18 protein-coding genes are annotated in these 17,809 nt (G+C 71.1%); 9 read left to right on the top strand and 9 right to left on the bottom strand.

Annotated features, from left to right (window positions below; translation table 11 throughout):
• Positions 1-11: 11 nt before the first annotated feature.
• Positions 12-923: a glycosyltransferase gene (locus ETD85_RS21650; protein ID WP_240779286.1), complete on the top strand. Its 912-nt coding sequence runs from the start codon at positions 12-14 to the stop codon at positions 921-923.
• A gap of 2 nt (positions 924-925) precedes the next feature.
• Here the strand turns inward: ETD85_RS21650 and ETD85_RS21645 are convergent, their stop codons facing one another.
• Both ETD85_RS21645 and ETD85_RS21640 read right to left on the bottom strand, forming a co-directional pair.
• Positions 926-1,834 carry a hypothetical protein gene (locus ETD85_RS21645; protein WP_138691576.1) on the bottom strand — a complete coding sequence of 303 codons (909 nt, stop codon included), beginning with the start codon at positions 1,832-1,834 and terminating at the stop codon, positions 926-928.
• Positions 1,831-2,274: an RNA polymerase sigma factor gene (locus tag ETD85_RS21640; protein ID WP_276617248.1), complete on the bottom strand. Its 444-nt coding sequence runs from the start codon at positions 2,272-2,274 to the stop codon at positions 1,831-1,833. The genes ETD85_RS21645 and ETD85_RS21640 overlap by 4 nt, the downstream gene beginning before the upstream one ends.
• A 105-nt stretch (positions 2,275-2,379) precedes the next feature.
• Here ETD85_RS21640 and ETD85_RS21635 point away from each other — a divergent pair, with 105 nt between their 5' ends.
• Positions 2,380-3,093, top strand: a complete 714-nt coding sequence (locus ETD85_RS21635; protein WP_138691574.1) for an acetoacetate decarboxylase family protein — start codon at positions 2,380-2,382, stop codon at positions 3,091-3,093.
• Positions 3,094-3,170: 77 nt separating this feature from the next.
• On the opposite strand, the gene ETD85_RS21630 is transcribed toward ETD85_RS21635, so the two are convergent.
• The 6 genes from ETD85_RS21630 to ETD85_RS66885 all read right to left on the bottom strand — a co-directional run bounded on the left by ETD85_RS21630 (position 3,171) and on the right by ETD85_RS66885 (position 8,948).
• A complete protein-coding gene (locus ETD85_RS21630) occupies positions 3,171-4,055 on the bottom strand; it encodes a glycosyltransferase family 2 protein (protein ID WP_138691573.1) in 885 nt (294 codons plus the stop codon).
• A gap of 187 nt (positions 4,056-4,242) precedes the next feature.
• Positions 4,243-5,010, bottom strand: a complete 768-nt coding sequence (locus ETD85_RS21625) for a CDP-alcohol phosphatidyltransferase family protein (protein WP_138691572.1) — start codon at positions 5,008-5,010, stop codon at positions 4,243-4,245.
• A complete protein-coding gene (locus ETD85_RS21620) occupies positions 4,988-6,028 on the bottom strand; it encodes an iron-containing alcohol dehydrogenase family protein (protein ID WP_170246784.1) in 1,041 nt (346 codons plus the stop codon). The genes ETD85_RS21625 and ETD85_RS21620 overlap by 23 nt, the downstream gene beginning before the upstream one ends.
• Before the next feature lie 28 nt (positions 6,029-6,056).
• Positions 6,057-6,791 carry a phosphocholine cytidylyltransferase family protein gene (locus ETD85_RS21615; RefSeq protein WP_138691570.1) on the bottom strand — a complete coding sequence of 245 codons (735 nt, stop codon included), beginning with the start codon at positions 6,789-6,791 and terminating at the stop codon, positions 6,057-6,059.
• A 121-nt stretch (positions 6,792-6,912) separates the two neighbouring features.
• Entirely contained in the window at positions 6,913-7,521 is a 609-nt protein-coding gene (locus ETD85_RS66890; protein ID WP_276617246.1) for a DUF5941 domain-containing protein, read from the bottom strand.
• Between the two features lie 11 nt (positions 7,522-7,532).
• A complete protein-coding gene (locus tag ETD85_RS66885) occupies positions 7,533-8,948 on the bottom strand; it encodes a CDP-alcohol phosphatidyltransferase family protein (protein WP_138691568.1) in 1,416 nt (471 codons plus the stop codon).
• A gap of 143 nt (positions 8,949-9,091) precedes the next feature.
• Between ETD85_RS66885 and ETD85_RS21600 the strand changes: the two genes are divergently transcribed.
• Together ETD85_RS21600 and ETD85_RS21595 are read left to right on the top strand one after the other, a co-directional pair.
• Positions 9,092-10,381, top strand: a complete 1,290-nt coding sequence (locus ETD85_RS21600; RefSeq protein WP_138691567.1) for a bifunctional cytidylyltransferase/SDR family oxidoreductase — start codon at positions 9,092-9,094, stop codon at positions 10,379-10,381.
• A 26-nt stretch (positions 10,382-10,407) separates the two neighbouring features.
• The gene (locus ETD85_RS21595; protein WP_240779285.1) at positions 10,408-12,144 is read left to right on the top strand and encodes a CDP-glycerol glycerophosphotransferase family protein; all 1,737 of its coding nucleotides are present in this window, start codon (positions 10,408-10,410) and stop codon (positions 12,142-12,144) included.
• Here ETD85_RS21595 and ETD85_RS21590 read toward each other — a convergent pair.
• On the bottom strand, positions 12,141-13,157 hold the full coding sequence (locus ETD85_RS21590; RefSeq protein ID WP_138691566.1) for a glycosyltransferase family 2 protein: 1,017 nt from the start codon (positions 13,155-13,157) through the stop codon (positions 12,141-12,143). The two genes, ETD85_RS21595 and ETD85_RS21590, sit on opposite strands and share 4 nt — an antisense overlap.
• An 81-nt stretch (positions 13,158-13,238) precedes the next feature.
• Here ETD85_RS21590 and ETD85_RS21585 point away from each other — a divergent pair, with 81 nt between their 5' ends.
• The 5 genes from ETD85_RS21585 to ETD85_RS21565 all read left to right on the top strand — a co-directional run bounded on the left by ETD85_RS21585 (position 13,239) and on the right by ETD85_RS21565 (position 17,751).
• Complete coding sequence (locus ETD85_RS21585) at positions 13,239-14,696, top strand: LCP family protein (protein ID WP_138691565.1); 1,458 nt, start codon at positions 13,239-13,241, stop codon at positions 14,694-14,696.
• Between the two features lie 33 nt (positions 14,697-14,729).
• Positions 14,730-15,077: an STAS domain-containing protein gene (locus ETD85_RS21580; RefSeq protein WP_138691564.1), complete on the top strand. Its 348-nt coding sequence runs from the start codon at positions 14,730-14,732 to the stop codon at positions 15,075-15,077.
• Positions 15,078-15,190: 113 nt separating this feature from the next.
• Positions 15,191-16,021, top strand: coding sequence for a GNAT family N-acetyltransferase (locus ETD85_RS21575; RefSeq protein ID WP_138691563.1), 831 nt, complete (start codon positions 15,191-15,193; stop codon positions 16,019-16,021).
• A gap of 11 nt (positions 16,022-16,032) precedes the next feature.
• Positions 16,033-16,860 carry an LLM class flavin-dependent oxidoreductase gene (locus tag ETD85_RS21570; protein WP_138691562.1) on the top strand — a complete coding sequence of 276 codons (828 nt, stop codon included), beginning with the start codon at positions 16,033-16,035 and terminating at the stop codon, positions 16,858-16,860.
• Between the two features lie 150 nt (positions 16,861-17,010).
• On the top strand, positions 17,011-17,751 hold the full coding sequence (locus tag ETD85_RS21565) for a DUF4097 family beta strand repeat-containing protein (RefSeq protein WP_138691561.1): 741 nt from the start codon (positions 17,011-17,013) through the stop codon (positions 17,749-17,751).
• Positions 17,752-17,809 lie beyond the last annotated feature (58 nt).

The raw sequence follows: 17,809 nt of genomic DNA, 5'->3' as shown, positions 1-17,809 counted from the left end.
ACGCCCGGATCATGCACAGGCAGATCCGGGCGCTGATCGACGCGGGCCACGAGGTGACCTACGTCGCGCCTTTCACCTATTTCAACGTGACCCCCGTCATGGGGCTGGCCGCGGTAGACGTGGCGTACCACGCCTCGCCGGGCCGGGCCCGCGCGGCGCTCAGGCGCGGCGTACGCGACGCGGACCTGCTGATCGTGCACGACCACCGCCTGCTGCGGGCGCTCCCCCACCGGCGGCCGCCGGTGGTCTGGGACGTGCGCGAGCGGGTCACGCCCAGGCAGCTCGCCAGGGCCGAGCGGCGCCACCGGCTGATCGGCCCTTCGGTGGTCCCCGAGGCGACCCTGGTGTCGGCCGGCCCTCCTCCTCCCGGCGACACCAGGGTGGTGCACATCGGCCGCCTGTCCGCCGAGTGCGGCGTGACCGAGCTGATCGGGCTGGCCGAGCGCCTGGTCCCGTACGGGATCAGGATGGACCTGATCGGCGCGGCCGCGCCCGGCGTGCGCCCGCTGCTGCGCGACGCGCAGCGGGTCGGCCTGCTCGACTGGTTCGGGTACGTGCCCAACCGGCACGCCCTGCGCATGGCCGAGGGCGCCCTGGCCGGGCTCGCGCTGTCCGGCGAGAGCGTGCGGACGCCGCCGACGAAGATCATGGACTACATGGGCCGCGGGCTGCCGGTGATCACCACGCCGCCGGGCGCCTCGATGGTGGAGGGCGCCGGCTGCGGGGTCGTGGTGCCCCTGGACGTGGACGCGGTGCTGAACGCCGTACTGGATCTGAAGGAGGATGCGGCGCGGCGGGCCGAGCTGGGCGCGCGGGGCCACGCGGCGGCGCGGCTGCGGCACCACTGGCCGGACCACGCCGCGGCCTTCGTCGGCCAGGCCGAGACGTGGGCGGGGATCGGCGCCCACGCCCTGGCCGTCTAGCGCTACGGGCGGTCCAGGTCGAAGGTGACGTCGGCCAGGCGGACCGTGCGCACCCGCGGGTCCTCGATGACCTTGCGCAGCTCGGCGATCGACGTGGACTGGTCCACATAGGCGTAGGCCAGGCCGTCGGCCGCCGCCTTGCGCAGCCGGCTCAGCGACAGGTCGAAGCGGTGCAGGTTCGGCTCGTCGTGGTCGCGGAGCATGGAGACCCAGGAGCGGAAGTTGCCCAGGCCGACGCCGCACCCTTCCTTCCCCTCGGCGAACGTGCCGCGGTCCCAGGTGATCTCGCCCCAGGTGATGGGCAGCGAGCCCGTCCGGCGTTCGTAGACCACGCTCTCCGCGCACACCTCCCGCTGGTCGAGGAAGCTCTTGAGCTCGGCCCCCTTGAGCGGCGCGGCGAATTCCACCGCCGCCAGCGCCCGCAGGTCGCCGGGGAGCCTGGCCAGGGCCTTACGGACGTTCTCCTTCCGCGCCAGCGTGCCGCCGAGGTCGTAGAGCTGGAGCGAGAGCCTGGTGTTGGCGGTGCTGCCCAGCGGGAGGTGGGCCACCCGGCCGAAGAGGGTCTGGCTGATGGTGTAGGTCTCGCCGCCGGAGGGCCAGAAGCCGCCGAAGGCGCGCAGCGGGGCCGCGGACACCTCGAACGACATCGACCACGGCGTGGTCTCGCAGCAGGTGCCCGTGACCACCCGGTAGGCCGGGTTGTACAGCTTGAAGGCGGTGCCGAGCACGTCCGTCATGCGCTGCTCCCGGTCGCCGCGCGTCTGCGCCAGCATGGAGCCATACGTGGCCACCAGGGCGAGCACGAGCAGGACCGCGAGCACGCTGGAACTGGTCCTGAAGAGCCCGCGCCGGACCGCCTTCCTGGTCAGCCTGGGATCGAAGTCCGGCATTTCCGGAAAGTCATCTGTCATGGCGCTTCTCCGTAGATGTCAGCAAAGGCGGTCCGGGCCCGCCACACGGCGGTCTTGATCGAGGCGTGCTTCCTGCCGGTCATCGCGGCCACCTCCACCAGCGAGAAGCCTTCGAGATAGACCAGGGTGAGCAGCCTGCGGTGCTGCTCGGGCAGCCGGTCGAGAGCGTCGCGCACGTCGAGGGCGGCCACGTGGAGCGGCGGCACGCCGACCTCGTCGGGATCGGGGAGCGCGAGCTCGCGCCGGCTGCGGCGGACGTGGTCGATGAGGACGTTGCGGGCGATCGTGAGCAGCCACGCGGCCGGGTTCTCGCCGCGCCAGCCCAGCAGCGCCCTGGTCGCCTTGACGAACGTCTCCTGGGCCAGGTCCTCCGCGAGATGGGGGTCACGGGTCCTGCGCAGGAGGAACCCGCACACGAGCGGCCAGTGCTCGCGGTACAGCTCCTCGATGATGACGGCCCCCGTGTTCTTCCGATTGTCACATCACACAAAGACGCGACCGGAGCGGGAATGGTCACACGGCTTCCAGGTTGATGTACTGGGAACATGGCATCGCATCTGATCCAGGGCCGGACGGTGGGCATGCCTGTGCGCGTGAGGGACGCCGAGGTCTGCAGCGCCTTCTTCCCCGTGCGGGCCGACGCAGCCCGGGCGGTGATCGCCTACTCCGGCCTCGACGTGGCCGAGGTGCTCCCCGGCAAGGCCGTCTGCGTCCTGCTGTTCGTGGACTACCGGGACGGGGACCTCGACACCTACCACGAGTTCGGCATGGCCTTCCTGGTCCGCCCGCCGGGCGCGGCCGGCTCCGTGGGGCTCGGAGACCTGCGCCGGGCCGGGGTGTTCGTGCACTGGCTGCCCGTGGACCAGGCGTTCACGCTGGAGGCCGGGCGGACGCTCTGGGGGTTCCCCAAGGAGCTGGCGGACATCGAGCTGCGGCTGGGCTCACCGTACAAGCGGTGTGTCCTGCGCAAGGACGGCAGGCTCGTGCTCGACCTGCTGATCAAGCCGGGCGCGCCCGTGCCGGGCGCGACGGCGATGGCGCCGCTCGACGCCTACACGCACAGGGAGGGGGTCACGCGGCGCGTCCCCTGGACCGTACGCGCCCGCGGCGCCCGGATCCGCCCCGGCGGCGCGCTGATCCGGCTCGGCAACCACCCCATCGCCAAGGAGCTGAGCGAGCTGGGGCTGCCCAAACGGGCCATGTTCAGCTCGTCCATCTCGCGGGCCGCGATGACCTTCGGCGAGGCCACGCAGGTCTGACCGGGCGACCCCGCCCAGCCGACGGGAACGGCTCCCGGACGATGGGCGGACGGCTCTCACGCGATGGCGGACGGCTCTCAGACGATGGGGGGACGGCCGAGCTTGACCATGCGCCACGCCGTGCGCCAGGCCATGGGACGGCGCTCGCCCGCCGGGGTCCGCAGGCCCTCGAAGAAGCCGGTGAACCACGCCTTGAGCGGCGCCCCTGAGGCGCGCTCGCGGATGACGGTGAGGACCACCCAGTTGGTCAGGTACAGGAACGCCAGCGGCCACGGCAGGTTGCGCCGGGCCAGCCAGACCCGGTTGCGGGCGTTGAGCCGGTAGAAGTCGGTGTGCCGGGTCGGCGGGACCTGCGGGTGGTACATCACCGTCTCGGCGTCGTACTCGATCCGGTAGCCCTCGCCCAGCAGCCGCCAGGCCAGGTCGGTCTCCTCGTGCGCGTAGAAGAAGCGCTCGGGCAGGCCGCCCACCTGGAGGAAGGCCGACCGCCTGATCGCCGACGCCCCGCCGAGGAACGTCGTGACGGGCGAGGAGCGCTGCGGATCGCCCGCGCGCAGCCTGGGGACGTGACGCCGCTGGCCGATGCCGCCGTCGGGGTCCATCACGCGGAAGGAGATCACCGCGAGATCGGGCTCCGTGGCGAACCGGTCGCGCACGTGGGCGACGACCTTCTGGTCGGCGTACCAGCCGTCGTCGTCGAGAAAGAGCACGACGTCTCCCGAGCACTCCTCCACGCCGCGATTACGGCCTGCGGGGATGCCCGTGTTCTGGTCGAGCCGGATCGTTTTCACGACCGCGGCCGACCCCTCGGGTGGCGTCGCCGACACCGAGGGCACGTCAGCCCCGTTGCCCACGATCACCACCTCGACGTCGCCGTCGATCTGGTTGAGCGCGGACTCGACTGCCCGGTTCAGCTCCGCGACCCGGTTGCCCATGGTGAGGATGACGCACGAGATCTTCAACGAATCATCGTCCTGACGCGTTGAGAACACGGGCGGAGCATTCTTTCATGATCACCGAGTCTGCTGGTCTGCATAATTCCTGATATTGGTGGAGCTAAGCGTATCGGAACCGATGGTGAACCCCCACCGAACGGAGGACGTCCGATGAATACGACGGACGGGACGCCCCTCCGGTTCCGACATGAGATCACGCCAGCCGCCTCGATGCCAGGATGCTGACCAAATGCAGGACAACCTGTAGGCAACCCGCGACGAAACAGGCGACCACGAGCACCCTCGTGGCCGTGAGATCGCCTCTCGCGACATCGATCACCGCGGTCGCGAGCGCGAGCAGCGACAGCTCGATCGGCTGCACGATCCGGTGGAACTTCGTCGCCCCCAGCACCCGCCTGCCCAGCCCCAGCAGCCCGGAGCGGAACTGGGCCACGGACGCCTCGGTGGCCGAGGACAGGCCGCCCTTGGCCCGCGCCACGTCCACGAGGTCGGTCTCGGCCTTGATGAGGATCGCGCCGAGCGCGCCCGCGAGGCCGAGGACGGTGTACCAGTCGGGCAGCACGGCCGAGGCCCGCCAGCCCAGCCCGACGAGCACGGCCGCCTCGGTGAAGTAGGCGCCGACGCGGTCGAGGTAGACGCCGGCCAGCGAGGTCTTGCCCGTCCACCGGGCCAGCTCGCCGTCGGAGCAGTCGAGCAGCAGGTAGACCTGCACGAGCAGGGCGGCCGCCAGGGCGGCCCACAGGCCCGGCAGGGCCAGCACGACCCCGGCCACGACCCCGGCCACCGTCATCACCCAGGTGAGCTGGTTGGGCGTGACGGGGGTCTTGGACAGCAGCCAGGTGACGTAGATGGACAGCCTGCGCATGTAGAGGACGCCGGCCCAGTGCTCGCCGTTCTTGCGCTCCAGGTGGCCCTCAGGCTGGGCCACCCGCCGCAGGTCAGTGACCGAAGGCCCGGACATAGTCCTCCACCCGATCGCGGACCTCGGAGTCCTGCATGCGCAGGTGCTCCAGGATCGTGTAACGGCCGGGACGGGTGGCCGGCGCCAGGGCGACGACCTCGGCGAACTGCTGGCTGGTCAGCCCGATGTCGGCGGGGACCACTGGCAGCTCGTGTTTGCGCAGGCAGCCGACGACCTGCCGCACCCGCGCGTCGTCCTCCCTGAGGAAGAAGCAGAAGGCGGCACCGATCCCGGCGAGCTCGCCGTGGTTGGAGGTGCCGGGAAAGAGCTGATCCACGGCATGAAGGATCTCATGGTCTCCGCCGCTCGCGGGCCGGGACGAACCCGCCACCACCATCGACATGCCCGACAGGATCAGCGATTCGGCCAGCACCGTCAGGAACGCGTCGGACTCGATGGAGTCCGTGCGCCCGATCAGGGCCTCGGCGGCGGTGCGCGACATCGAGCAGGCCAGCCCGTCGATGGGCTCGCCGCGCTCGACGTTGCCGAGCTGCCAGTCCTCGATCGCTGACAGGTTGCTCACCACGTCGCCCACGCCCGCCCTGACCAGGGACTCCGGCGCGTTGTGCACGAAGTCGAGGTCGACCAGGATGGCCAGCGGCATCGGCACCCCGAAGGAGCCCTTGCCGCCTTCGTAGACCAGCGAGGCCGTGGGCGAGCAGATGCCGTCGTGGGAGAGGTTGGTGGCCACCGCGACCATCGGGATGCCCGCCAGCGAGGCGGCGTATTTGGTCACGTCGATCGTCTTGCCGCCGCCGACGCCCACCACGACCTCGTAGGCGGCCTTGCGCAGGTCGGCGCCGAGCGAGACGGCCGCGTCGACCGTGCCGTCGGCCACCCTGAACACCTCTGCCTCGCCCAGGGTGGGGGCGATCAGGCTCTCGATGTGGTCGCCCTGGCCCGGGCCGACGGCCACCGCGACCCTGCCGGAGGTCGCCACGCGGCTGTCGGCCAGCAGGGCGCCGAGCTGCGCCACCGCGCCACGCCTGACGTCCATCGTCAGGGGCGCCGGCAGCATCCTCGCTAGAAGCGGCATCCGCGCCCCCTCAGTAGCGAACGGCTATGGTGCGAGCCTTCGCCAGGTCGTCGTGGTTGTCCACCTCGACCCAGTCGACCTCGCCGATGGGCGCGGCATGGATGACCTCGCCGCGCTGGACCATCTCCTGGTAACCGTCCTCGTAGTAGAGCTGGGGGTCGCGCTCGAACGTCGCCTTGAGCGCGTCGGCCAGCCGGTCGGCCGCGCCCGGCCTGATGAGGGTGGCGCCGATGTACTCGCCGTAGGCCTCGGCCGGGTCCATCAGCTTGGTGATGCGCCGCAGCGAGCCCTCGGGGGTGATCGTGACCTTCATCTCCTCGTCGGCGAGCTTCTTGACGTTGTCGACGGCGAGCAGGATGTCGCTGGTCTCAGGGGCGGACAGCAGCGTCTTCTCGACCGAGACCGGGTGCACGGTGTCGCCGTTGACCAGCAGCGCGCCCTGGGAGAAGTAGTCGCGGGCGCACCAGAGGGAGTAGGCGTTGTTCCACTCCTCGGCCTTGTCGTTGTGGACCAGGGTGAGCTTGACGCCGTGGCGCCGCTCCAGCTCGTCCTTGCGGTCGTGCACGGCCTGGGCCGCGTAACCGACGACGACCACGACCTCCCGCAGGTCCACCTCGGCAAGGTTGCGCAGCGAGATGTCCATGATCGTGGTTTCGCCGTCGACCGGCACGAGCGCCTTGGGCAGCGTGTCGGTGTACGGCCGCAGGCGTCGTCCGGCTCCAGCGGCCAGAACCATTCCCAGCAACGTGCACTCCTCAGTCGAGCATGTCTACGTACATATCTCGTTACGTGCGGCGAGCGCACAGCGCAGCCCACCGTAAGCCCAAAGAGTATTCGTCTTTAGCCCCTCCGCGGGTAATCCGGCGTTAGTCTTGCGTTCCCATGTCGGTCGCCTCCACGCCGGACCGGGGCGCGGCCAACCAGCAGGTCAGGCTTTCCCAGCCGAACAACCCCCACAGATAGACCGCGAGCACCAGATAGCCGCCGGTCAGCCAGCCGGTGAGGGCGACCAGCGAGACGACCATCATCCGCCCGTCCCAGCCAAGCCCGAGGGTGGCCAGCCACGGCGGCGGATAGACGTGCTGCCGCAACCGGTAAACAAGATCATAGTGGTGGAAGGCCAGCGCGCCGAGCAGTAGGAAGATCACGACGGGATGCACTTCGTGCGCGAACCCGCACGCCGCGATGAAGGTGTACTCGATGAGCCGCAGGATCGGCGGCACCAGCCAGTCGAAGCGCCCGTCGTGCGGGTGGGAGCTGCCCGGCCCGGCCAGCAGCAGCGTCACGGCGGGGGCGAAGACGGCCAGCCCGTCGGAGCCGGCCACGCCGATGAGCAGCAGGACGCCGGTGACGAACGTGCCGGCGATCACCGGCGGCAGCGGCGGGAGCTGCCCGGCCACGAGCAGGCCCATGGCCCGCGAGAGCGGCCCGTCGTCGCGGTAGGCCACGACGGTGCTGTTGGGGACGGGTGTCATGTGGACCGAAATCACCTTGCCGACCTCGCGATCCGTCCGGCGAGCTGGTAGAGGGCCGCCACCCCGCCCCAGCAGAGCAGGGCCAGGAACGTCACGCGCGCGTTCCAGCCGGCGGCGGTGACGGCGATCAGCGCCATGCGCTCACCGATGGGCAGCACGATGATCTTCTTGATCCAGCGCGCGATCGTGTCGCGCTCCATGAGCTGGGCCAGCCCGAGCACGCCGGGCGCGCGGCGGGCGTCCTCCGACTCCAGCAGGGAGCGGGCCGGGCGGCCCCACATGGCGCCGATGCGGTTCGCGTCGGTGACGGCCCCCGCGTAGGTGTAGTCGATGGCGTGCCGTACGACCTGGAGGATCATCGCGGCCACCGCGAGATACCAGATGTCGTTTCCGCCGAAGCCGAAGGCCAGGCCCACGTAGACGGCGTATTCCTTCAGCCGGTCCGACATGCCGTCGGCCCAGGCCCCGAGCGGGGAGAACGTGCGCGTGTAGCGGGCGAGCTGGCCGTCGAGGCAGTCGAGCGCGAACGACAGGTAGAGCAGCAGCGCCCCGGCCAGCCGGCCGGCCGGGGTGCCCGCGGAGAACCAGACGGCCGCGAGCAGCGCCAGGGCGGCGGAGACGCCGGTGACGGTGTTGGGGGTCAGCTTGAGCCGGACGGCGGGCTTGACCAGGTGGCGGGACCAGGAGGAGACGAAGAAGGTGGCGAAGAAGCCGTCGTCCTCCTTGACCGAGGTGTCGAGCCTGACCTTGGCCTCGTCGACGTCGGCCAGCCGGGTGACCGCGATGTCGGCGGCGTTCTGGCCGGTGACGCGGTCGGCGTGCAGCGGGCCGAGCCCGGCCGCGCGGACCGGCACGCCCGACCTGACCAGGCCGACCAGCAGCAGGTCGATCGCCTCGACCGCGGTGACGGGGCCGAGCTTGCCCGTGTCGGCCAGCTCGGCCAGCTCCTCCGCGATGTCGGCCAGGGAGGCCAGGTCGGCCTCGCCCGCCTGGAGCACGCCTCTGAACGTGGCGTTCGCCTCGGGCACGAGATGGAAGGAGCTGCCCGCGGCGGCGATCCGGCCGCCTTCGACGCTCACCGGCGGCCGCATGGGCGCCGCGGCGGGATCGTAGGAGATCAGCGCGGCCGTGTCGCGGGCGGGATGCTCCAGCAGCAGCGCGAGCGCCTCGGTGTGCGCCACGAGGTCGGCGGGGAGCACCGCCACCGCCCCCGTGGCCGTGCGGGCGATCTTGGCGACGCCCCGGAGATCGGCTCCGAGACCGCCGCCCGGCGTCACCACCTGGACGTCGCGAACGGGCAGGACGGTGAGCTGGTCGCCGATCCTGTCGAGCAGGGTGCCGTCGGCGCAGGACAGTCTGCAGGCAGGAGTGGTGGCGAGCAGCACCACCGACGTGGTTGTGCTTTCGCTGATCAATGAGTCGGGCAAAGCGCAGGCCTCCTCCCGGTCGCTCGGGAGTGCTTGACTCGGGAGTGCGTGGACTTGGGAGTGCTTAGACGTGGGGGGTGCGTAGACACAGCGTAGCGACCGGTCAACGCAATATCACGGAACAGGACCGTTACGCTCGCGGTATGGATTCACGGCTGCGCTCGATAGGAGTGCTCCTCGCGGGCGGGGTGGGGCAGCGGGTCGGTCGCGACACGCCCAAGCAGCTCATCGAGGTCGCGGGCCGGCCGATCATCGAGCACTCGCTGGCGGTCTTCCAGGCCGCGCCGGAGATCGACGAGATCGTGGTGCTGATGACGCCGGGGTTCGGCGACCGGGTGCGGGAGATCGTGGCGAGGGGCGGCTACGACAAGGTCAGCCAGGTCGTGGACGGGGGCGCGAGCCGTACCGAGAGCACCTGGCGGGCGTTGCGGGCCCTCGGCACGGAGGAGTGCAACGTGCTCCTGCACGACGCCGTACGCCCGCTCCTGGAGCCCCGGATCATCACCGAGTGTGTCCGGGCGCTGGAGACGCATCCGGCCGTCAACGTGGCGATCCCGAGCTCTGACACGGTGTTCGTGGCCGTTCCCGGGCCGGGCGGCGAGGTCATCAGCGACGTGCTGGACAGGTCGCGGCTGCGGCGCAGCCAGACGCCGCAGTGCTTCCGGCTGTCGGTGATCCGCGAGGCGTACGAGCGGGCCATGGCCGACCCGGATTTCGCCGGCCGGCCCGCCACCGACGACTGCGGGGTGGTGCTGCGTTACCTGCCGGAGGTGCCGATCCATCTCGTGCCGGGCAGCGAGCAGAACATCAAGGTCACCCATCCCGCCGACCTGCACATCGCGGAGCGGCTCTTCCAGCTCGCCGCCCGCAGGGCGCCGGCCGCCGCCGCGGGCGCGCTCGACGGCAGGAGCGTGGTGATCTTCGGCTCCTACGGCGCAGGGGCGGAGCTCGCCGGGCTGGCCGCCGCGCGCGGGGCTCGGGTGCACGCCTTCTCCAGGGCCGACGGCGTGCGCGTGGAGGAGGCCGCCTCGGTCGCGAAGGCGCTGTCCGGGGTGGGGAGCGTCGACCACGTGGTGAACGCGGCGGGCGTCAGCCACCTGGGCCGGCTCGCCGAGGTCTCCGACGAGAGCGTCGCCGACGTGATGAGCGTGGGCTACCTGGGCGCGCTCAACGTGGCCCGCGCCGCCCATCCGCATCTGCGCGAGAGCCTGCTGCTGCACGTCCCGCAGGGCTCCGGCGCGCTGCACGCCTCGGCCGCCGGCGCGGTGGCCGGGCTCACCCGGGCACTGGCCGAGGAGTGGGCCGCCGGCGGCATTCGGGTCAACTGCCTCAATACCACCGCGTCTGCCCACCTGGCCGCCCAGACCTCGCTGGACATCCTCATCTCCGGCCTATCCGGGCACGTCATAGACGCAGGCGTGGACGCTCCTTGACCTGAGCCTTGTTACCGTGCGATCACATGGGGAGACTCATCGTGATCGCCGTCCTGCTCGGCTGCTACCCCGCGCTGCTGGTGACGGCGCTCTGGCCGGCCCCGGCGCTCTTCGGGCTGATCGCCGCCGCCTCCTACGCCGCCGAATGCGTCGCGCCGCGGGCCGGCCGGCCGCTGCCCGACCTGCTCGGGAAGGTGCACCTCGGGCTCACGATGCGGTTCGCGGCCCGGGAGACCATGGCGCTGCTGCTGGTGGCGCGGACGGCCGGGCCCGACTCGCCGTACTTCGCCGCGCTGGCGGCCGGCCTGTTCGCGATCCACGTCGTGCGGGCCCTGCACACGGGCCTCGCCCTGCGGCTCAGGCAGATGCTCAGCAGGATGCCGGTGACCACCCGCAACATCGACGTCTCCGCGCTGCGCATCCCCAAGCTGCCGCCCCGCTGGCTGCGCGACTCCAGGAGCGTGTGCTTCCTCTACCCGGACGCGCTGCCGGTGCTCGGCGCGGCCGTCGGCGCCGCGCCCGCGGCGCTCGGCGCGGGCCTGGCGGTGGTGCTCGGCGCGGCGGGCGCGCTCGCCCTCATCCCGTACGTACGCCGCACGACCCCGCTCACCGACACCGCCCGGGTCCTGGAGATCGTCGGGGAGCAGGTCAGGGCCTACCAGCCCGAGGTCATCCTGTACTTCTCCGGCGCCACGGCGGCCGCCTACCAGGCCAGGATGTGGCTGCCCACGCTCGAACGCATCAGCAGGAGGGCCATCGTCGTGCTGCGCGAGCGCGGCATGGCCACCCATCTGGAGTCGACCACTCTGCCGATGCTGTGCATCCCGTCGTCGGCCGACCTGATGAGCTTCCGCGCCCTGTCCAGCGCCAAGCTGTGCCTGTACGTCGCCAACGTCGGCAGGAACGTCCACATGCTGCGCATCCCGACGCTGCGCAGCGCGTTCCTCAACCACGGTGACAGCGACAAGGAGGCCTCGTTCAACCCGTTCTCCCGGGTGTACGACGAGGTGTGGGTGGCCGGCCCGGCCGGGCGGGACCGCTACCGCCGCGCCAAGGTGGGCGTCAGGGACGAGGACATCCACGAGGTCGGCCGCCCGCAGTTGGAGGGCATCTCCACGGCGGGGCCCGGGCTGCCGTACCGGACCGTGCTGTACGCCCCCACCTGGGAGGGCTGGAACGACGACCTGTTCCACACCTCGCTGATCACCATGGGCCCGCGCATCGTGCGCGCCCTGCTCGACCACCGGCCGGCGGTGCGCGTGATCTACAAGCCGCACCCGCTGACCGGCCACCGCGCCAAGGACGCCGCCCGCGCGCACCGGAAGATCGTGACCATGATCGAGGCGGTCGAGCTGGCCAAGTCGAAGGCCAGGCACCCGTCGAGCGCGGCCGGCGAGACCTCGGAGATCAGGCACCTGATCGTGACCGGCCCCGAGCCGCATCTCTACGACTGCTTCAACCAGTGCGACCTGCTGATCAGCGACATCTCCAGCGTGGTGACGGACTTCCTGGCCAGCGAGAAGCCGTACGCGGTGACGAACGTCGCGAGCCTGCCCGAGCGGGCCTTCCACGAGCGCTATCCGAGCGCCGAGGCGGGCGTGCTGCTCGGTGAGGACCTGGCCGGGCTCACAGAGTTCGTGGACGGGGAGGACACTCTGGCCCGAGCCAGGATCAAGCTCAGGAGCCATCTGCTCGGGCCGGAGTATCCGGATGCGCTGACCCGCTTCAACGCGGCCGTCGAGCGGGTCGTCTCAGGCTCCTAGCCTGGCGGCCTGGCCAGCTTTTTCGGGCTGGTCAGGAAGCCCCAGCCCCAGGAGCAGTGCATGGTCGCGTACACGATGGGCAGCCGCAGCTTCGCCGCGCCGGACAGCCCGCCGCTCGTCAGCGCCGAGCCCGCCACGATGGCCACGGCGTAGCCGCCGGGGACGATCAGCGCGAGCGGGAAGAACGGCGAGACGACCAGCCCGAGCAGCATCGCCAGCACGGCGGCGGGCGGCGCCAGGTAGCGCAGGTTGATCGTGCCCTCGTGGGTGCGCGCGACCACGCGCCGCCACCGGCCGTAGTGGAAATACTGCTTGGCCAGCGCCTTGACGTTGGGCCGTGGCCGGTAGGAGACCCGCATGCGCGGCTGGAACCACACCAGGCCGCCGCTCTGGCGGATGCGGTGGTTCATCTCCCAGTCCTGGGCGCGCTGGAAGTGCTCGTCGTAGCCGCCCACGCGGTCCAGCGCCGAACGGCGGAAGACACCGAGGTAGACGGTGTCGGCGGGACCCGCCGTGCCGCCCACGTGGAAGGCTGCGGCGCCCACGCCGATCTTGGAGGTCATGGCGCAGGCGACGGCCTGTTCGAAGGGCGTGATGCCCTCCGCCGCCATGATGCCGCCCACGTTGTCGGCGCCGGTCTCCGCCAGCGTCTCGACCGCGACGCGCAGGTAGTCGGGGGGCAGCATGGCGTGCCCGTCGACCCTGGCGATGATGCCGTTGCGTGCAGCGGCGATCGCGGCGTTGAGCGCGTTGGGGGTGCGGCCCGTCGGGTTGGGCACCACGGTCACCCGGCGGTCGGCCGCCGCGATGGCGTCGGCGACCTCCTGGGTTCGGTCTTGGGATGGACCCACGGCGAGGACGACTTCGATCTCACCGGGGTAGCTCTGGGCGAGTACCTGGTCGACGGCCTCGCGTAGGTGCCGCTCCTCGTTGAGGACCGGCATGACGACGGAGATGGGGGGCCAGCCGCGCGTCTCCGCGGGCGCGTGCGGCGAGTCGGGGAACTGCTTCATGGCGGGGCTCACGCTACTGTACGACCAGGGGAGGAGGGCAATCGAAAGCCCGATCCTCCGGGGTGACATCGAGGAGAGGGCATGCGCGAAGGGGGCGGGCAGGGATCGGACGAGGAGGACGCCGGTGTGCTCGTGGGCGGCGACGCCTACGGAGGCGTCAAGCTCGCACCCGGCCGCACCCGCAGGCCGCTCAAGAGGGGCGCGAAGGCCAGGCGGCGCAATGTGCTGATCGCCGGCTTCCTGTCCACCGGCGTCCTGGTCACGACCGGCGTGGTGTGGGCGACGCCGCGCCAGATCGGCACCGTTGACGCGGGCGTGACCGCCGCCTCCTCCACCGGCGCCGAGAACATCCTGCTCGTCGGCGTCGACAAGCGCGACGACCTCACCCGCCGCCAGCAGAACCAGCTCAAGCTCGGCCGCGAGTCCGGCCAGCGCACCGACACGATGATGGTGATCCATCTGTCGGAGGACCACAAGCAGGTCACCGTGGTGAGCCTGCCCCGCGACACCTGGACGACGGTCCCGGGCAAGGGCGAGCACAAGATCAATTCGGCGTACCAGTTCGGCGGGCCCAAGCTCGCCAAGCAGACCGTCGAGGCGGCCACCGGCCTGCAGATCAACCGCTACATCGAGGTGAACATCCTCGGCTTCATCGACGTCGTCGACTCGCTCGGCGGGGTCACGGTCTGCACCCCCGTGCCGATCAACGACCCCAAGATCGCGCTCAGCCTGCCCGCCGGCACCCACCAGCTCGCCGGCGTCCAGGCCCTCGGCTACGCCCGCACCCGGGCCACCGCCCGCTCCGACCTCGACCGCATCGACCGGCAGCAGCAGGTCATCTCGGCGCTGCTCAACCGGGCGCTGAGCGCAGACACGCTGGCCAATCCGGGCAAGCTGGCATCGTTCGTCAACACGACGCTGAGCACGGTCAAGGTCGATCCGGACGACGGGCTGATCGGCCTGGCCACCCAGCTCAGGGACGTCTCGCTGGGCGACGTGCGCTTCGCCGAGGTGCCGCTGTCGAACGTCGACTTCAAGGCGCCCACGGGCGAGTCCGCCGTGCTGTGGGACAAGCCGGCGGCCCGCGACCTGTTCGCCAAGATCGACGCGGACCAGGACCCGGCCAAGCCGACCCCGACCGTCACGGTCAAGCCGTCGGCCAAGCCGTCCGCGATCCCGCCCGAGCGCATCTCGCTCAAGGTCAAGAACGGCACGCTCATCACGGGTCTCGGCGCCCGCACCAAGACGGCGCTCGTGGCGTACGGCTTCAAGGTCCCCGGCGAGCCCGGCAACACCGGCAAGAAAGACTACAAGCAGACCTTGGTGCGCTACGGCGGCGACAACGAGGCCGCGGCCCGCGTGGTGGCCCGGGCCATCCCGGGAGCCGAGGTCCGCAAGGTGGACATCAAGGGCATCGAGGTCATCGTCGGCAGTGACCAGCCGAAAATCCAGAAACAGCAGTCGACTGGCACACCATCCGCGAAGCCCAGCGTTACACCCACCACCAAAACGGCAATGCAGAACATATGTAAGAAATAGCTATATTTTCTGCAGTACGGGCAGGTGAGGCCCATGGTGGTCAGGTGTTGGCATGAGGATCCCTGTACGGTCCTGCACGTCGTGGGCGATCTCGACGTGGCGGGCGCCCCGCGGTTGCGGGCCGAGATCGATCAGGCGGTGTCCGCCGCCGATCCGCTCAATCTGGTTGTCGACCTGAGTGAAGTGCCGTTCTGCGACTCCGTCGGGCTCGGGGTGCTGGTGGCCACGCTCAACTACGTCCAGCACATGAACGGGCGCATGATCCTGGTGCTCGCGCCGGGCATGATCCGTCATCTGCTGACGATCACGAATCTCGATCGGCACTTCGAGACCAGCGGATCACTCGTCGAGGCGCGCGCGGCACTCGGGAGCGCGGCGTAGGAGACGGGAGGTGTGCGAGAACATGCGAGAACATGGTCATGTCATCGCGGGCACACCTCCCCACGGCAGCATGAAGTCGCGGGAGAGCCCCCTCACACGCGGAGGCTTTCACGTTGTTCGAGCAGTTCCCCGAGCCCGCGCGCACCCAGCTCGCGTCCGCCTTCGACGAAGGCAGGACGCGGCCTGAGTGGTGCTTCGCGGAAGGGCAGGCCCGCCTGGCGTTCTGGGCCCCCTTCGCCGGCTCGGAGCCCGTGATCGTCTGGCAGTTCGACCCCGGTCCCGATCCCGTCGCCGCCGCCGGTCTGCTGCGCCGCAGCCTCGACGCGATGGGGCTGACCAAGATAATCCACGACATCTCGCTCAAACCCGGGCTCACCCCTGTCGTCGATCGCGCCGTCGAGCACGAGGCGCTGACCCTGGCCGGGTTCGCCATGGAGGTCGAGCGGCTCATGCTCGAATGGGTGACGGGCACCGACCTGCCCGCCGACCCGGGCCGGCTCACCTACCGCCCCGCGCGGGGGCACGACCCCGCCGAGGTGCTCGACCTGCTCGTACGCATCTCCGAGGGCTCGCTCGACTACGACACCCAGATCGAGGTGGCCACGGCGGGCCCCGAGCACGAGGCCCGCTGGATGTACGACGACCTCGTCAACCGCAAGGGCAAGCCCGACTGGTTCGTGCTCGGCTACCTGGGCGACTCCCCCGTCGGCCTGGTGGCCCCCGACGACCACTCGATCGCCTACATCGGCGTCGTCCCCGAGCACCGCGGCCACGGCTACGTCGACGACCTCCTGGCCAGGGGCACCCGCACGCTGGCCGAGGCCGGGCTGCAGCGCATCGTCGCGGCCACGGACGTCGCCAACGTCCCGACCGCGAACGCGTTCTTCCGTGCTGGATACTCGGAGGTCGGCCGGCTCTACCGCTATTACTGGAGGACGTCGTGAGACTTGGGGTCATGTTCGACAGGGACCTGCCGCCCGAGCAGCTGATCCCGTTCGCCAGGGCACTCGACGGCGAGAGCGCCGTCGACGACCTGTGGGTGGTGGAGGACCTGGGCTGGACCGGCGGCATCTCGGCGGCGGCCACCGCGCTCGCCGTCACCTCCCGCCTGCGCGTCGGCATCGGCATCACGCCGGCTCCCCTGCGCAACCCGATGCTGCTGGCGATGGAGCTGGCCAACCTGGCCCGCGTGCACCCGGGACGGCTGGCGGCCGGGATCGGCCACGGCGTACAGGACTGGATGCGCCAGGTGGGCGCCGCCGCGCCGTCGCCGCTCGCGCTCCTGGAGGAGACGATCACCTCCGTACGCGCGTTGCTGCGCGGCGAGACGGTCACCCTGGACGGGAAGTCGGTCCGGCTGGAGGGCGTCTCGCTCGTGCATCCGCCGACCGAGCCGCCACCCGTGCTCGCCGGGGTGAAGGGGCCGCGCTCGCTGGCGCTGTCCGGCCGCGTGGCGCAGGGCACGATCGTCCCCGAGGGGGTGGGGCCCGCGCAGGTGCCGGAGATCCTGGCGCAGATCGGCGGTGACGCGGAGCACGAGCTGGTGGTGTTCACCTACCTCCACACGGGGGCGGGCGCCGCCGAGGCCACCGCGGACATGGTGGCGGGGCAGGCCGAGTTCCTGGGGATCAGGCCGGACGAGGTGGTGATGGCCGCCGGGACGCCCGCGGAGGCGGCGGCTCAGGTGAAGGCGTTCTGGGCGGCGGGGGCGCACACCGTGGCCCTGCGGCCTCTCGGGGCCGATCCGCTTCGGCACGTGCACGCGATCCTGTCGGCCATGTAGCCGCCTGCGCGCCCGCTGGGACCTGCTGGGCCCGCCGGTGTCCACTGGGGCCGTCGTGCCCTCCGTGGTCTGTGCGTCTGGCCGAATGGTCGATGGTGGTCGGTCGGATGGCCGATGGCGGGCGCTCCGCCTTCGGCCACGATCTTTCCCATGAGGCGACCCATGAGGCGAGTCGTGGCACTCGCGGTGAGTGCGGCACTGGCGGCGGCGACGGCCGGTTGCGGGGTGCGGATGGAGGCCGTAGAGGTCGGCTCCACCCAGTCGTTCCCCTTCACCGGGGCCGAGCTGAAGATCAGATCCTCGCTGGGCGGAGTCCGCGTCCTGCCGGGCGGCGGGGGCAAGGTCGAGGTGCAGCGGTGGCTACGCGGCAAGGCGGCGAACTCCCCCGCCTGGTCGCTGCGGGACGGCACGCTCCGGCTCAGCGCGAACTGCTCCATGGTCTTCGGCGACTGCGGCGCCCGCTACCACATCAGGGTCCCGCCCGGGGTGCGGCTCTCGATCGACGCGTCGGACGGCGTCATCCTCAAGGACCTCGGCCAGGACGTGGACGTGTCCAGCCGGGACCGCATCCAGGTGTCGGGCACCTCGGGCCGGCTCCGGCTGCTCAGCGAGGGCTCGATCACCGGTGACGGGCTCAGGTCGGCGAACGTCCGGTGCCGAACCGCCGACGGGGCGATCGACCTGACGTTCGCGGGCGAGCCGACCGGTCTCGACCTGCAGTCCCGGGACGGGCGGGTGACGGCGACCGTGCCGCCGGGGGCGTACGCGGTGACGGTCAAGAGCAGGGACGGCGGGGAGCGGTCCGAGGTCGAGCACGACGAGAAGAGCAGCCGCACCATCGTGGCACGCAGCACATCGGGGGACGTCCGGATCCTGACGCGCAAGCCGTGACCACGGGGGGGTGGGTTGGCGCGGCCCTCGCGCCGGTTCGGCGGGGGCCCCGCGGCCG

Origin of the sequence: Nonomuraea zeae, assembly GCF_005889725.1 — a bacterium.
In the GTDB taxonomy this organism is placed as follows: Bacteria; Actinomycetota; Actinomycetes; order Streptosporangiales; family Streptosporangiaceae; genus Nonomuraea; species Nonomuraea zeae.
Note: the sequence above shows the minus strand (reverse complement) of the source record. Positions and strands in the feature narration are given on the sequence as shown.